Here is a 14,445-nt window from a genome sequence, read left to right on the forward strand (position 1 = left end):
ATAGATTTTAAATATAAATGACCCTCAATAATATAATGCAGGCAATTATTGCCAGAAAGCGTAAGCGCGGCGCGATCCGGATTCCAGTTGCGCCGCGCGGGGATTATGGCGCCAGATAAACCTGGGGGGCCGCGTTGTCCGGGTGCTGGACGAGGCGGACATCCGCCCCGTACCAGCGATGGATAACCGGCTGCTGGATCACCTCCTGCGGCGTGCCCTGGGCGACCAGATGGCCCTGGTGGAGCAGCAGAATGCGGTCGGCCCACAGGGCGGCGAGGTTAAGGTCATGCAGCACCACGCAGACATGCAGTTGCCCGCCGGCGGTGAGCCGTTTGAGCAAACGCAGCAGGTGCTGCTGATAGTAAAGATCCAGCGCCGAGGTGGGCTCATCGAGAAACAGCCAGCCCTGCGGCGCGCCGTCGCGCCACAGCTGCGCCAGACAGCGGGCCAGCTGCACCCGCTGCTGCTCGCCGCCGGAGAGGCCGGGATAGCGGCGACCGGCAAGGCCATCGCAGCCGGTGACGGCCATCACCGCCGCCAGCACCGCCGGATCTGCCGTCGCGCCCCACGGTGCGCGTCCCATGGCAATGACCGTTTCCACCGTCCAGTCGGCCTGCAGGGCCGTTCGCTGCAGCATGACCGCCCGACGGCGCGACAGCGCCTCGGGGGACCAGGCCTCCAGCGGCTTGCCTGCAAGGCGGCGGGTGCCGCTGTCCGGAGTCAGATAGCCGGTCAACAGCCGCAGCAGAGTGGATTTCCCGGCGCCGTTCGGCCCGATAAGCGCCGTCATCTCGCCGCCGCGCAGCGCGACGGAGACGTTGTCGATAACCTGTCGTTTACCAAGGTGAAGTGACAGCCCCTGGGCGCAATATTCATTAACCATGTCTGGAGTTCTCCCGACGAAAGACCAGCCACAGAAACCAGGGGGCGCCCAGCAGGCTGGTGAGCAGACCGACCGGCATCTCCGCCGGCGCCGCCACGGTGCGGGCCAGGGTGTCGGCCAGCAGAAGCAGGATTGCGCCGGCCAGCAGCGAGCCGGGGATCAGTCCGCGATGGTCCGGTCCCAGCCACAGGCGCATCAGGTGCGGCACCACCAGGCCGATAAAGCCGATGACTCCGCTGATGGCCACCGCGGCGGCCACCAGCACCGCGCTGCACAGCAGCAGCCAGCGCTGTAGCGCCTGCACGTTCACCCCGAGATAGTGTGCCTCTTCATCGCCAAGCTGCAGCAGATTGAGGCGGGACGCCATCCACCACACCGCCAGCGCCGCCGGGATAATCAAGGTCGCGGCCACCAGCAGCGTCGGCCATTCGGCCTGGCCCAGACTGCCCATTCCCCACAGCGACAGCTGGCGCAGCTGGGCGTCATTGCTCAGCCAGGACAGGACGCCGACCAGCGCGCCGCACAGCGCGTTGATGGCGATCCCCACCAGCAGCAGGCGCGACAGCGAACCCTCCTCCGCCCGGCTGAGGATGAAAATCACCACCATCACCGCCAGGCTGCCAATAAACGCCGCCAGCATCGGCATGTACAGGGCGATCAGCCCCGTAGCGGAGAACGGAAGCACCAGCCAGCTGGCCACCGCCAGCGCGGCGCCGCTGCTGATGCCCAGCAGGCCCGGGTCGGCAAGCGGGTTGCGAAACAGCCCCTGCATCACGCAACCGGAGAGGGCCAGCGCCGCGCCCACCAGCAGGGCCAGCAGCACCCGCGGCAGACGGATACTCAGCCAGATGTGGCGCAGCATCTCATCCCCGGAAGGCAGCAGGTTGACCAGCGGCAAGCGCATAGCGCCGAGGGTGGTGGCAAACAGCGTCAGGGAGACCAGCAGCAGCGTCATCAACAGCAAACGGGGGGCGAGGGCAGGGCGCATCAGGGCAACTGCTCCGCTTTGTTTCGCAGCGCGATTATCGCCTGCGGTGTGCGCGGCCCGAAGCCGAGCAGGGCCATATCGTCGATCGTCAGCAGCTGTTTATGACGCCCCGCCGGGGTCTGTGCCAGACCGGGCAGTTTCCACAGCCCGGCTTCGCCGCCCATCCCTTTGAGACCATCGGCGGAGATCACCACCAGATCCGCCTGGCTGGCGGCGACCCCTTCCTGCGACATGGCGCGATAGTGGTCGAAGCCCTGCATCGCGTTCTGCAGCCCGGCGGCGCGAATGGCGCCATCGGCCGCGGTGTGCTGTCCGGCCACCAGGGTATTCATTCCGCCGTGGCTGAGAATAAACAGCACCCGCTTAGCAACCGGCTGCGTGGGAATGGCGGCGATCTGTTGCTGAAGCTGCTGGCGCAGCGCGTCGCCTGCCGCCGTTTTGCCTAACGCTTCGGCAATGACAGCCACTTTGTTATCGATCGCGGACAGACTTTCGCCGCCCGGCACGTTAACCACCTTCACCCCGCTCGCCTGTACTTTGTGTAAGACCAGCGAGGGCTGCGCCTGGGCGCTCGCTAATACCAGCTGCGGGCGTAACGCGAGGATCCCCTCGGCGTTCAGCTGTCGCAGGTAGCCGACGTCCGGCAGCTTTTGCGCCGCCGGGGGCCAGCTGCTGGTGCTGTCCCGCGCCACCAGGCTCTGTTCCGCGTCAAGGGCATAGACGATCTCAGTGACATCTCCGCCGAGGGTGACGAGTCGCTCAACGGCGGCGTGGCTCAGCAGCGGGAAAGCGATGAAGAGCAGTAACCAGCGCATCATGCGGGCAGTCCTTCACGGGTCAGACGATCTACCTGCTGGCGCCATTGTGCCTGCTCGGGGTGGCCTTCGCTGCGCTGGCCATAGAGCTGGGCAATCTGGGTGCCGTCTTTGGCGAACAGTTCGACGCTGGTGACGTGTCCATCTGAGGTCGGTTTACGGGTCACCCACACTTCATCGAGGCTCTCTTCGCGCAGATGCAGGGTAAAAGTGGTATTGAAGATATTCAGCCAGCCGCGCATGGGGGCCAGCTTTTCCAGGGCGCCGGTGAAGATCTGCACGCAACCGCGATTGCCGACGAAAATCATAATTTCATTACCTTCCTGGCGCACCGTCTCCAGCAGCGACGGCAGCGCATGGCGATCCACGCGGCAGGCGAGGTCGTCGCTCACCAGACGGAAAGCCTGCTGGCGGGAAAGCTGATATTTACGCAGCAGACCGAAGAACTGGTGAACGTCGGTCATCGCGCGCCAGTCGTTCTCCAGGGCGGCGCCGTCGGCGGTATCGGCATATTTCACCGGCTCCAGCGGGCGCAGGGCCAGCGGTGCCGGCGCCGCCACCCGATGTTCCGCGATCAGGGTGTCCCAGGCCGCCATGTCGGTCTGCGTGGTCGCATAGACTTTCAGCAGGGCGTCGCCGTGGTGGTCGAAAAACTGGATGCTCTGGCGGCCATTATCGTTCAGATGGAAGGCGCTGGCCCACTGGCTGAGGAACAGACGCAGGTCGAGCGCGCGAGGGTTCAGTACCAGCCCGGCGTGGCCGCTGAGGTGCTGGTGCGTGAACTGGCCCACCTGCTCATGCACGGCATACTCGTTGCGGCAGATGCATTTGGTTTCGCCGACGCGCTCCAGATCGGCAATCAGCGCTCGGGCGTCATCGCTCAGGCGCACGGCATCATGGCCGAGGCGGGCGGCGGTCAGCTCGGCTTCGCTGATCCCCATTTCCGCGGCAATATCGCGGGCATATTTCGCGGTACTGCCCGCTTTGGTGGCCTGGTAGCGCTGCCACAGGTCAGGGTGTGCATTTGGCATAATCATATCCTTCTCGACGATGAATATCCCCGGCCGGCGGGCCGGGGGCAGGTGCGTTATTATTCGGGCAATCAGAAGTCGACGTTGACGCCCAGCTGCCAGGTGCGGCCCGGCATCACCGCCAGCGCTTTATCGTTGGCGTCCTGGTTGGTGCCGGTCTCGATATTGCGGCTGCTCAGGTAATCCCAGTATTTACGATCGGTGAGGTTGTAGACCCCGCCATTGAGGCGCACGTTTTTCGCCACCTGCCAGTACGCGGTCCAGTCCAGCATGCCGTAGCCCGGCACGCGCATATAGTCGCTGCTGGCATCGGTAATGGCGGACCCGCTGTTGCTGTAGCTTTCGCGGTTGGTGGCGGTCGCCTGTTTCCCTTTGACAAAGGTCGCCGTCAGGGCGGTGCCGTAGCGTTTCGCCGGATCGTCCCACGCCACGCCGACGATGGCTTTCATCGGCGCCACGCTGTCGAGGTCGACGTATTTATCGCCGCTGTAGCTGGATTTCGATTTCCCTTCGCTATAGCCGAGGGCGAGGGTGGTGCTCAGGCCGTTCACCTGCTCAAACCAGGTGCCAAAGTTAAATTTGGTACTGATCTCACCGCCGTAGATATAGGCTTTATCGCGGTTTTCCGCCTGATAAATGGTGTAGATGTTCGACGGCACATTCGTGAACTGGCCCGGATTATTGGCGCGGGTATAGCGCGTATAGGCGATAAAGTTCTTATAGCTGTTGTAGAACAGCGCCGTGCGCACGGTGATGCCTTCGGTGACTTCCCCCTTCAGCCCCCACTCGAGATTATCGCTGGTTTCCGTCTTCAGATCGGTATTGCCGATCAGGGCATACTGCTGGCTGCCGGCGTAGCTGGAGCCAAGGTTCCAGGAGCCATACAGCTGGCTGGCGTTGGGGAACTGCGCGCCGCGCTGGTACTGCAGGTAGGTCATCAGGCGCGGGGTGAGGTCGTACTGGAAGGTCAACGACGGCAGAACCTGGGTATCGCTGTTTTTGCCGTACAGATTCGCCACCGACGATTCGGTCAGTACGCTGCTGTTGGCGGCAAGGTCGGACAGATTTTCCGGCTTAGTCGATTGATGCACCACGCGCACGCCGGGAATAATGGCGAAGTTGTGGCTATCAAGGTCGAAGTTGATCTTATCCTGGACAAAGCCGCCGAGAGTGTAGCTGCGGCTGTCTGCCTCCGGCTGCATGATCTCGCTGTAAACGCTGGGGATCGGCGACTGGCTGAACGGTCGCTGGGTTTTGCTGGTGCTGGCGTTGAAGCCGGCGCTCAGATCGTGGCGGCCCAGGGTTTTCGCCAGCGCGGTCTGCAGGCCCCAGGTGTCGGTATCGTAGTTGGAGTTCACCGTCTGCATTCTGCGGGTGACGCTGTCCGGCATATAAGTCCAGTCATGGGCTTCGGTATGCTGGTAGTAGATTTTCGTGGAGACGCTGTCGAGGTAGTCGTTCATCGGCGTCCAGTCATCCTTCAGGCTCAGGCCCCAGCGCCGGGTCTGGCTGGTCTGGTTGGCGGTGCCGATGGTGCTGTTGCCGCTGGAGTCCCAGGTATCGTAGTGGGTGTGGTTGGTTTTATGGTAATAGTCGAAGGTGCTGGTCAGCTTGTGTTCATCGTTAGGTTGCCAGATCCCGGAGGCCAGAAACGCATCGGAGTGCCAGTTCGCCGGGTAGGCGTCGACGGTGCCGCTGTTGTTTTCGGTTTCCTGACCGTCACGGTGGCTGTAGACCAAAATTCCGCGCAGGAACTCATCGCCGCCGGCGACGGTCACCCCGTTGTGCCAGCTGCGATCCGCAGAGTCGTAACCGCTGCGGTAGCCGAAGGCGCTGGTCTTGCCCGGGCGCAGGTAATCATCTGCCGATTTCGGGCGGAAGGAGACATTTCCCCCGATAGCGCTGTTGGCCGTTTCCGTCGAGGTGGCGCCGGACTGGATATCCACACTGCCGTACATATACGGGTCGATATAATCGCGGCCGATGCCGAAGGTGTTGAGCCCGGCGCGGCCGACGTAGCCGCGGCCGGTGGCGTTGGGTTGCGCGATACCGTCTACGTCGATGCCGACGCGGTTGCTCTCCATACCGCGAATGTTGTAGCCGGTGTAGCCTCCGCGGTCGAAGCCGCTTTTGCCGTTGCCGGAGCCGCCGCTGGCCCCGGTGGCGCTGATGAGCGGCTCATAGCGCATGATCGAGCCGAAATCGTTAGCGCCTTTATCCTCCAGCTCCTGGGCGCTGATGCTGTGCTCACTACCGGCTTTCTGCACCGGTGCGGGGGCGGTGACGGTCATTTGTTCCGAGGTGTCATCCACCGCCTCGCCGCTAACGGCGGAAGTGTCTGCTGCGATGGCAGAAGTCTGATAAATTGCTGCAAGCAAAGAGGTCACCAGCAGGCGTTTTTTACACCATGCTGCTGACGGAGTCGATTTGTACATAGTCGCCACGCCTTGATCGTTATTAGTATCGGCTCACGCGTTACTTCCAGAGTTGCAGGTTGCTCCGTCTTTTCCGTTGCGGATGGGGTCTTACTCCATTTATTGATTGCGAATGGTAATGATAGGTATTATCGTTTGCAACAAAATAATCATGTGTTCTTCATTTAAACTGCACTTTGTTTACAATTTGCCCTTTCAGACTTAGCGAGACGACGATGAACTCAAAAGCGGCCATCACCATCACCTACTGTTCCCAGTGCAACTGGATGCTGCGCGCCAGCTGGATGGCGCAGGAGCTGTTACATACCTTCAGCACCGACATCGCCTCGGTGACGCTGGTGCCGGGGACCGGCGGGATCTTCACGATCGATGTCGACGGTCAGCAGATCTGGGAGCGCAAGCAGGATGGCGGTTTTCCGGATGCGGCCGAGCTGAAACGCCGGGTGCGCGATGTCTGTTTCCCGGAGAAGCCGCTGGGCCATGTGGATAAAGGTGAGCAGAAGGGGTGACAACCCCCTCCGGGCGACAAGCGCCCGGAGGAGAAGCCGTTAGCGGGCTAACTGCACGTCAACCAGCACGCTTTGTCGGCGGGTGCGTATGAGGGTGACCGCTTCTTCCAGCACGCCGGGGAGATCTTCGGCCCGGGAAACCGACAGGGCCGCCGCGCGACTGGAGGCGGCGATCGCGGCGAAATCCGGCGAGGTGGTAAAGGCGGTGGCCGGAATGGTCTCCGCGCGGGCGGCGTAGCCGTCCGGGTAGAGCGCTTTGGTGCCGCCCGCGACGGCGCCCCATCCGCCGTTATTTCCGACCACGACGAGGACAGGGAGCTTCATTACCTCCGCAATATGGTGGCAGACCGCAGGGTTGGCGAACAGGTACGACCCGTCGCCGACGGCGGCAATAATCAGCTCTTCCCGGCGCGCAAGCTGCAGCCCCAGCGCGATAGGCAGGGCTTCGCCCAGGCCGCCGGCCAGCGCTTCCTGGTAATAGCTCTCGGCATGGATCAGCCCGGCAAATTGCGGCAGCGTGGTCAGCTCAGAAACGATCCGGCCGCGGTGTTGATTCGCCAGATGGCCGAGGCAGTAGCTGAGCCAGGGTTTGGTAATGACCCCGGTCTGGCTGGCATGGAGAAGCGCGTCGCGCTGGTTTTTCTGTTGCTGGATGCGGTTCTGCGTATATGCCGCCCGCTCCGCCACATGTTGCTGGCGGGCGGCCTGCAGCGGGCGCAGCGCCTCTTCCAGCAGGCTGAAGACTTCATCGGTCTCGCCCGCCAGGTTGATGTCCGCGCGATAGCCACGTACCGGGTAGCGGGAGAAGAGCGGATCGGGGCCCATCTGGATCACGGTGCAGTCCTGGCGACAGTCGCCCTCGGCGAGCATCCATGGCGCCTGCGAGTCGACCACCAGAATCACATCGGCGTCGGCGAGCCAGGCGCTGGGATCAGCCCCGGCGAGCAGTGGGTTATCGGCGCTCAGGGTCACCTCGGTACCCCAGTATTCCACCAATGGGATCGCCCATTCGCGCACCAGGCTATTAAGTCGCGCAAAGCCACCCGCCGTTCGGGCGCCGCGCTGGGCGAAGATGACGGGATGCCTGGCGCAGGCGATTGCCTCGGCGGCCCGGGCGATATCTTCCCGGACTGGCGCATAGCGGACCGGCTGCTGCGAAGGACCGGCCTGCAGTGCGGCCTCATCAATAGCAAAGGTCTCGCACAATGGCTCGCGCGGTAAGCTCAGGTAGACCGGCCCTTTCGGCAGGGAGCTGGCAATCGCCCAGGCCCGGTCAACATGCTCGCCGATCTGATCGGCCAGCCGCAGTTCAAAATCCCACTTCACGGATTCACGGATCAGCGCCGCCTGGTCGCGCATCTCCTGGCCGTAGCCAATCGGCGTATTGCGGCAGCCGAAGTGGGAATGTTCGCTAATCGGCGTGCGACCACCAAAAATCAGCACCGGGATATTGCTGTTCGCCAGATTGATGACACCGCAGGCGGCGTTGGCTAACCCGACGTTGGTATGAACCATTACCGCCTGCACCTTGCCAGTGCCGAGGTAGTAGCCGTGCGCCATGCCGATGGCGGCGTTTTCATGCGGGCAGATCACCAGCTCGGGTACCTTTTGCCCGGTCGCCCGGGCCTTTGCCCAGGCTTCAATAACTGGCGGATAATCGGTGCCCGAGTTAATAAAAATATATGCCACGTCCAGCGCCTGTAGCCGATGCAGTAACAGTTCAGCAGCCGATAATGTGATAGAGGCCATATTCTCTCCGTATTCACGCGGTGTAATCGCGATAATTAAAAGGTTAAGAAAATAAATCCGCCCATCGTAATGATGGAGGCAATAATACTCAGCGCCATCGTCGAGGCCATTTCCTGCTCGCCGGTTTTATACTGCATGGCAATAATTATCGCGATGGAGCCTACCGGGATAGCCATCGTCAATACGACTTCCTTTATTTGCTCCATGCTGAAGCCCATTTTTAATAACAGGAGATAGCAGGCGCCGGGCACCAAAATATTGCGGGCGATAACGGTGATAATGGTAGCGGTGGTGATAACAATGCTGCGTGTATAGAGCACGATCCCGGCGGCAAACAGCGCCAGCCCGCCAGAGGCTTTACCCAGCAGACCCAGCGACATCGAGATAGTCTGCGGAATATGGATATCCGCCAGCACGATGATCAGGGCGATCACCGGTGACCAGACCACAGGTTGTTTAATGGCGTTTATCACCCGTGTGCCAAAGGAGATATGCTGGCTTTTATCGCCAGTGGCGACCGACATCAGAATCATTACCAGCGGCAGCTGGAAGACGTTTTGCGTGATGCTGGACACGGTGATCAGCGACGCGCTGACGGTGCCAAATAAAAAGGCCAGCACCGAGGTGCCGATGAAAGGAACCGCCGGCGAGCCGATGGCCAGCGCCTGCAGCGTACTGAGGGCGAGGTCGCGTCGGAACAGATAGCGGGCGACCAGTAAGGGAATGACGAAGCTCAGAATCAGCGCGAGGATAATGGCCACCGCAACCGGGCCCATGGTCATGACGATGTGACGCGGCGTCATCACCATATTGCTGAAAATACTTAGTGGTAATGCATAGAGCATCACAATTTTATTGATGTCTCCTGCCTGCTGCCAGTTAAAGTCTTTTCGTTTACCGCTAATATAGCCGATGATGACGGTAATGATGACCGGTAATATAGCGCCTGAAATTAATAGAATATTGTTCTGTGTCATGGTGATATATTCTCATTATAAATTATCTTCGGGTCCGCAATTCGTTTTTGCCGTGCGTGATGAGGTTAATAAATCCGTTTTTCCTGATGCGCGGTAGCTATTTTTGAGCGTATTGATAGCGACATTTATTCGCTAAAACAGGCCGCAAGGGAAATGCAAAAACCGTTTATTCAATGAGTAAATATCATGCCAATGAAATTTAAGCAGATTCAGGCGTTTATTACTGTCGCTCACGAAGGCAATATGACCCTGGCCGCAGAGAAGATGGGGATCACTCAGTCGGGACTGAGCCGGCTGTTATTGAGCCTGGAAGCGGACCTGAGCGCGACCTTATTCGAAAGACACAAACACGGTATGGCGTTGAGCGAATATGGCAGCGCCTTTTTACCCTATGCGCTGACGATGCTGAATACCGAACAAAAGGCCCGCGAGGAGATTGCGCTCATCCGCGGCGCCGGGAAAGGTATCCTGCGGATTGGCTGTGTTTCCAGCCTGCTGACCAGCCATTTCATCGATAAGCTGGCAGCTTTCCATCAGCGACATCCCCGGATCCATCTGCGGATCGTCGACCGCATTGACTCCGAGCTCTTTAAACTCCTGCGGATGCACGACATCGATATCGCCCTCTGCGGCCCCTTACCGCATGATGAGAAAATCGTGGTGCGCGGTAAAATTAACTGGCAGGACCGGATCTGCATCGTCGCCAGGCAGTACCACCCGCTACATCAGGCGGCGAACTTATCCCTCGAGGAGATGCTGGACTATCCATGGATCATGCCGCCGCCGTTAAGTACCCCGATGAACATCCTTGAGGATATCTTTCGTGCCCATCAGCTACCCTGTCCGCAGCCGGTGATTGAGTGCGCGTCCTCCTCGGCCATTAAGGCCTTTCTGTGCGAGAGCGATCTGTTAACGTCGATGCCGGCCCCGGTTTACCGGCACGAGGAAGCGCTGGGCCTGCTGCGTCCGTTCGAACTCGAGGGCAGCGTTTTTATCCGCGATTTCTATGCCTATAGCCATTTCGGGGTTCTGTCCGGGGCAGCCCTGCAGTTGATCCAGCATCTCAAGCAGTGAGGCTGGTCGGGCACGAACAATAAGGTGTATAATATATGCATCTTAATAACAGGCGAAAGGCGGGGAGATGGGGAAGCGTATCGAACGGGAAAAGATGACGATTCAGCGGATGATTGCCCTCTACCAGCGGCGCTGTCCCGGGGCGCTGGCCGATAATGCGCACTATCAGGCGCTGAACGCCTACGCCGACAAGCGCCTTGATAAGTGCGTGTTTGGCGAGAATAAACCAGCCTGCAAGCAGTGTCCGGTGCATTGCTACCAGCCGGCGAAGCGCGAAGAGATGAAGCAGATTATGCGCTGGGCCGGGCCGCGAATGCTCTGGCGCCACCCGATCCTCACTATTCGCCATCTGCTGGACGACAGGCGCCCGGTGCCGGCGCTACCGGAAAAATACCGACCGAAAAAATAGCGGCCTTTCCCTGGTCAGCGCGGCGCGTAGCCGGGCGACAAGTCGGCCCCGGTAAGGCATTAGCCGCCACCGGGGATGGTTGCTGAAGCCCTCTGTTTCTGACTATCCCGAATTGTGCTTGCCACAAAGGCGACCACAAACAGCGCGGAAAACAGCACCACGATAGTCGGCGCCGGCGCGCTGTCGAGATAAAACGCCAGCCACACCCCTCCCGCCGAGCAGCCGATGGCCACCGCTACCGCCAGCAGCAGGGCGTGGATAAAGCGCCGCACCAGCAGGAGCGCGATCGCCCCGGGGGCAATCAGCAGCGAAATCGACAGGATAATCCCCACCGACTGCAGCGTCGCGACGATGGTCAGGGCGATCATGCACAGCAGGCCGTAGTGCAATAGTCCGCCGCGCAGGCCGCTGGCTTTGGCCTGCGTCGGGTCAAAGGCGTGCAGCAAAAAATCGCGCCATTTGAGACCGATAATCAGCGCAATCACCAGCGCGATAGCCGCCGTTTGTCCAATATCGCTGAGGGAGATCCCCAGCATGTCGCCGAACAGGATATGGTCGAGATGAACATCGGACTGGATCGCTACGTACAGCACCAGCCCGGCGCCAAACATGCCGGAGAAGACAATCCCCATGATGGTATCGCGCTTGAGTCGGCTGTTATCGTCGAGAAAACCGGTCGTCACGGCGCACAGCAGCCCGGCGATAAACGCGCCGATGGCGAAGGGGATGCCGATAATGTAGGCCAGCACCACGCCCGGAAAGACCGCGTGGCTCATGGCGTCGCCCATCAGCGCCCAGCCTTTGAGCACCAGAAACACCGACAGTAGCGCGCAGGGCACGGCCACGATGATCGATACCGCTATCGCATTGACCATAAAAGGAAACTGGAACGGGGCCAGGAACAGGTTCAGCATGCGGCCTCCCTGGCGCGGCGGCGGCTGGCCAGCAGGCCGTGCTTCGGCGCGAAGATAAAGGTGATGAGGAATAACAGCGTTTGCGCGACCACGATAATGCCGCCGGTGGCGCCGTCGAGATAGTAGCTGAGCCAGGCGCCGAAGAAACTGGTCAGACTGCCGATAGCCACGGCGATGGCCAGCAGGCGCGGAAAGCGGTCGGTTAACAGCCACGCGGTGGCCCCGGGAGTCACCACCAGGCAGATGACCAGAAAGGCGCCGACGGTCTGCAGCGCCGCCACGGTGCAGGCGGCCAGCAGGGTAAAGAACAGCAGCTTCAGGCCGCGGGTGTTCAGGCCAATCGAGCGGGCATGGTTTTCATCAAAGAAGGTCACCATCAGATCTTTCCACTTCAGCAGCAGGATCGCCATCGAGATAAAGCCGATCGCCGCCAGCTGGATAATATCCTCCGGGGCGATGGCCAGAATATTGCCGAGGATAATGGTCTGGATATTCACCGACGTCGGATTCAGCGACACCATAAACAGCCCGATCCCGAAGAAGGAGGAGAAGATCAGGCCAATAATGGCATCCTCTTTCAGCCGCGAGCGCTGCTGCAAAAACAGCATGCTGCCCGCCGCCAGGCCGCCGGAGAGAAACGCGCCGAGCGCGAAAGGCAGGCCGAGCATATAGGCCCCGGCGACGCCGGGCACAATCGAGTGGGAGAGGGCGTCGCCAATCAGCGACCAGCCCTTCAGCATCAGGTAGCAGGAGAGAAACGCACAGACGCCGCCTACCAGCGCCGACACCCACATCGCATTGATCATATAGTGATAGCCAAACGGCTCCAGCAGCCAGCTCATCGTGGGCCTCCTGCCGCGCGCCGGCTGATAAACGGCCGCTCGTCATCGGTGATAACCTGCGCTTCCGCGCCGGTGAGCGCGACGTGGCGCAGCACGCCGCTGAAAGCCCGCTCCAGATTCTCGGCGGTGAAGGTGGTTTCTGTCGGGCCGCTGGCCAGCACGGTGCCTTTCACCATCACCGTGTAATCACAAAATTCGCTCACTGACCCGAGGTTGTGGGTGGAGACCAGCATGGTACAGCCCTCATCGCGGAGCTCGCGCAGCAGGCTGATGATCCGCGCTTCGGTCTGCACATCGACGCCGGTAAAAGGCTCATCCAGCAGGATCACCTGACCCTGCTGAGCGATAGCGCGGGCAAGGAAAACGCGCTTTTTCTGCCCGCCGGAGAGCTCGCCAATCTGCCGATGGCGGAACTCGCTCATGCCCACGCGGGCCAGCGCGGCATCGACAATCTCGCGATCGCGCGGCTTTGCCCGCCGCAGCCAGCCCATATGGCCGTAGCGGCCCATCATCACCACATCCTCCACCAGCACCGGGAAGGACCAGTCCACCTCTTCCGACTGCGGGACATAGGCGACCAGGTTCTGGCGCAGCGCGCGGTTGACCGGCTGGCCGAGTATGGCGATCTCGCCGTGGCCGACGCGCACAAAGCCCATCAGCGCTTTAAACAGTGTGGATTTACCCGAGCCGTTAACGCCCACCAGTGCGGCAATGGAGCCGCGCGGTACGCTGAACGAGGCGTCGCGCAGGGCAGTGTGGCCGTTGCGCCAGGTGACGGTGAGCTGGTCGACATACAGTCCCGCTTGCGCTGCATTCATGGCTGCTTCCTCATCCCGTCCTGGATACCGTTGACGATGGTTTCGGTGGTGACGCGCAGCAGGTCGAGCCAGGTCGGCACCGGGCCGTCGGCGGCGCTCAGCGAATCGACATACAGCACGCCGCCGTAGTGGGCCCCGGCTTCGCGCGCCACCTGACGCGCCGGTTTATCGGAGATGGTGCTTTCGCTGAAGATGGTCGGGATGCGTTCTTTCTTCATGATGTCGATAACCTTGCGAACCTGTTGCGGGGTGCCCTGCTGGTCGGCATTGATCGGCCACAGATACAGTTCGCGCAGACCATAGTCGCGGGCCAGATAGGAGAAGGCTCCCTCGCTGGTGACCAGCCAGCGTTTATCCGCCGGCAGCTGCGCCAGTCTGGCCTGCAGCGGCGCCATCGTTTGACGGATCTTCTCTTTGTAGGCCTCGGCGTTACGGCGATAGGTGTCGGCGTGAGGCGGATCGTACTTCACCAGCGCATCGCGAATGTTATCGACATAGATCAAGGCGTTATCTGCTGACATCCAGGCATGGGGATTGGGCTTCCCGCTATAGGGGCCCGCGCTGATGCCCATCGGCTGGATCCCCTTGCTGACCACCACCTCCGGAACGCCCTGTAAGTGCTGATAAAAACGGGCAAACCACCGTTCGAGATTAAGCCCATTGCTGAGGATCAGCTGCGCCCCCTGCGCGCGTTTGATATCGCCTGGCGTGGGCTGGTAATCGTGGATCTCCGCGCCCGGTTTGGTGATGGAGCTGACGACGGCGGCGTCGCCGGCCACGTTCTGCGCCATATCGGCGATAACCGTGAAAGTAGTGATAACCCTGAATTTCTCCTGCGCGGTGGCCGGCGTCGCGGCCAGCAGAGCCAGCGCGCTGGCCAGCAGCAATGATTTCAGCAGTGTCAGGTGTTGCATAGGATCCCTCGCAATGGTGTGGTTAATTTCCCAGCGTTTATAGCCATTGCTATGTTATATAGCACAAGCTATTTACAAATGAAAATA

Annotated in this window: 14 protein-coding genes; 3 read left to right on the plus strand and 11 right to left on the minus strand. The window is 60.9% G+C overall.

The genetic code is table 11. The annotated features are described in order from the left end of the window. Nucleotides 1-103: 103 nt before the first annotated feature. From SP68_RS05075 to SP68_RS05095, 5 genes are all read right to left on the minus strand, one after another. Nucleotides 104-883 carry a heme ABC transporter ATP-binding protein gene (locus SP68_RS05075; RefSeq protein WP_023298138.1) on the minus strand — a complete coding sequence of 260 codons (780 nt, stop codon included), beginning with the start codon at nt 881-883 and terminating at the stop codon, nt 104-106. Continuing rightward, nucleotides 876-1,871: a FecCD family ABC transporter permease gene (locus SP68_RS05080; RefSeq protein ID WP_012967344.1), complete on the minus strand. Its 996-nt coding sequence runs from the start codon at nt 1,869-1,871 to the stop codon at nt 876-878. Before SP68_RS05080 ends, SP68_RS05075 begins: the two co-directional genes overlap by 8 nt. After that, complete coding sequence (locus SP68_RS05085) at nt 1,871-2,689, minus strand: heme/hemin ABC transporter substrate-binding protein (protein ID WP_012540746.1); 819 nt, start codon at nt 2,687-2,689, stop codon at nt 1,871-1,873. Before SP68_RS05085 ends, SP68_RS05080 begins: the two co-directional genes overlap by 1 nt. After that, entirely contained in the window at nt 2,686-3,717 is a 1,032-nt protein-coding gene (locus SP68_RS05090) for a hemin-degrading factor (protein ID WP_040968831.1), read from the minus strand. The genes SP68_RS05085 and SP68_RS05090 overlap by 4 nt, the downstream gene beginning before the upstream one ends. 71 nt (nt 3,718-3,788) lie before the next feature. Next, nucleotides 3,789-6,152, minus strand: coding sequence for a TonB-dependent receptor domain-containing protein (locus SP68_RS05095; protein ID WP_040968830.1), 2,364 nt, complete (start codon nt 6,150-6,152; stop codon nt 3,789-3,791). Between the two features lie 215 nt (nt 6,153-6,367). On the opposite strand from SP68_RS05095, the gene SP68_RS05100 reads away from it, so the two are divergent. Continuing rightward, complete coding sequence (locus SP68_RS05100) at nt 6,368-6,661, plus strand: Rdx family protein (protein ID WP_016161711.1); 294 nt, start codon at nt 6,368-6,370, stop codon at nt 6,659-6,661. A gap of 39 nt (nt 6,662-6,700) precedes the next feature. On the opposite strand, the gene SP68_RS05105 is transcribed toward SP68_RS05100, so the two are convergent. Both SP68_RS05105 and SP68_RS05110 read right to left on the minus strand, forming a co-directional pair. After that, complete coding sequence (locus SP68_RS05105) at nt 6,701-8,410, minus strand: thiamine pyrophosphate-requiring protein (RefSeq protein ID WP_040968829.1); 1,710 nt, start codon at nt 8,408-8,410, stop codon at nt 6,701-6,703. 35 nt (nt 8,411-8,445) lie between these two features. Next, the gene (locus SP68_RS05110) at nt 8,446-9,387 is read right to left on the minus strand and encodes an AEC family transporter (RefSeq protein ID WP_008806201.1); all 942 of its coding nucleotides are present in this window, start codon (nt 9,385-9,387) and stop codon (nt 8,446-8,448) included. 186 nt (nt 9,388-9,573) lie between these two features. Between SP68_RS05110 and SP68_RS05115 the strand changes: the two genes are divergently transcribed. Continuing rightward, on the plus strand, nt 9,574-10,461 hold the full coding sequence (locus SP68_RS05115; protein WP_022065494.1) for a LysR family transcriptional regulator: 888 nt from the start codon (nt 9,574-9,576) through the stop codon (nt 10,459-10,461). Nucleotides 10,462-10,528: 67 nt separating this feature from the next. Then, complete coding sequence (locus SP68_RS05120; RefSeq protein ID WP_008806199.1) at nt 10,529-10,870, plus strand: nitrous oxide-stimulated promoter family protein; 342 nt, start codon at nt 10,529-10,531, stop codon at nt 10,868-10,870. A gap of 59 nt (nt 10,871-10,929) precedes the next feature. Here the strand turns inward: SP68_RS05120 and SP68_RS05125 are convergent, their stop codons facing one another. From SP68_RS05125 to SP68_RS05140, 4 genes are read right to left on the minus strand one after another with little or no spacing between them, the layout of a single operon-like run. Continuing rightward, nucleotides 10,930-11,784 (minus strand): metal ABC transporter permease, encoded by an 855-nt coding sequence (locus SP68_RS05125; RefSeq protein WP_032701079.1) that lies wholly within the window; start codon nt 11,782-11,784, stop codon nt 10,930-10,932. Then, the gene (gene sitC / locus SP68_RS05130; RefSeq protein ID WP_008806197.1) at nt 11,778-12,626 is read right to left on the minus strand and encodes an iron/manganese ABC transporter permease subunit SitC; all 849 of its coding nucleotides are present in this window, start codon (nt 12,624-12,626) and stop codon (nt 11,778-11,780) included. Before sitC ends, SP68_RS05125 begins: the two co-directional genes overlap by 7 nt. After that, nucleotides 12,623-13,444, minus strand: a complete 822-nt coding sequence (locus SP68_RS05135) for a manganese/iron ABC transporter ATP-binding protein (protein WP_004149506.1) — start codon at nt 13,442-13,444, stop codon at nt 12,623-12,625. The genes sitC and SP68_RS05135 overlap by 4 nt, the downstream gene beginning before the upstream one ends. Further along, complete coding sequence (locus SP68_RS05140) at nt 13,441-14,358, minus strand: metal ABC transporter substrate-binding protein (RefSeq protein ID WP_040968828.1); 918 nt, start codon at nt 14,356-14,358, stop codon at nt 13,441-13,443. Before SP68_RS05140 ends, SP68_RS05135 begins: the two co-directional genes overlap by 4 nt. Between the last annotated feature and the right edge of the window lie 87 nt (nt 14,359-14,445).

The organism is Klebsiella variicola (assembly GCF_000828055.2).
GTDB lineage: Bacteria > Pseudomonadota > Gammaproteobacteria > Enterobacterales > Enterobacteriaceae > Klebsiella > Klebsiella variicola.

What these genes read in the sequence shown, in the direction of transcription:
- SP68_RS05075 (WP_023298138.1), bottom strand. Translation starts at nt 883, where the DNA reads ATGGTTAATGAATATTGCGCCCAGGGGCTGTCACTTCACCTTGGTAAA.
- SP68_RS05080 (WP_012967344.1), bottom strand. Translation starts at nt 1,871, where the DNA reads ATGCGCCCTGCCCTCGCCCCCCGTTTGCTGTTGATGACGCTGCTGCTG.
- SP68_RS05085 (WP_012540746.1), bottom strand. Translation starts at nt 2,689, where the DNA reads ATGATGCGCTGGTTACTGCTCTTCATCGCTTTCCCGCTGCTGAGCCAC.
- SP68_RS05090 (WP_040968831.1), bottom strand. Translation starts at nt 3,717, where the DNA reads ATGCCAAATGCACACCCTGACCTGTGGCAGCGCTACCAGGCCACCAAA.
- SP68_RS05095 (WP_040968830.1), bottom strand. Translation starts at nt 6,152, where the DNA reads ATGTACAAATCGACTCCGTCAGCAGCATGGTGTAAAAAACGCCTGCTG.
- SP68_RS05100 (WP_016161711.1), top strand. Translation starts at nt 6,368, where the DNA reads ATGAACTCAAAAGCGGCCATCACCATCACCTACTGTTCCCAGTGCAAC.
- SP68_RS05105 (WP_040968829.1), bottom strand. Translation starts at nt 8,410, where the DNA reads ATGGCCTCTATCACATTATCGGCTGCTGAACTGTTACTGCATCGGCTA.
- SP68_RS05110 (WP_008806201.1), bottom strand. Translation starts at nt 9,387, where the DNA reads ATGACACAGAACAATATTCTATTAATTTCAGGCGCTATATTACCGGTC.
- SP68_RS05115 (WP_022065494.1), top strand. Translation starts at nt 9,574, where the DNA reads ATGCCAATGAAATTTAAGCAGATTCAGGCGTTTATTACTGTCGCTCAC.
- SP68_RS05120 (WP_008806199.1), top strand. Translation starts at nt 10,529, where the DNA reads ATGGGGAAGCGTATCGAACGGGAAAAGATGACGATTCAGCGGATGATT.
- SP68_RS05125 (WP_032701079.1), bottom strand. Translation starts at nt 11,784, where the DNA reads ATGCTGAACCTGTTCCTGGCCCCGTTCCAGTTTCCTTTTATGGTCAAT.
- sitC (WP_008806197.1), bottom strand. Translation starts at nt 12,626, where the DNA reads ATGAGCTGGCTGCTGGAGCCGTTTGGCTATCACTATATGATCAATGCG.
- SP68_RS05135 (WP_004149506.1), bottom strand. Translation starts at nt 13,444, where the DNA reads ATGAATGCAGCGCAAGCGGGACTGTATGTCGACCAGCTCACCGTCACC.
- SP68_RS05140 (WP_040968828.1), bottom strand. Translation starts at nt 14,358, where the DNA reads ATGCAACACCTGACACTGCTGAAATCATTGCTGCTGGCCAGCGCGCTG.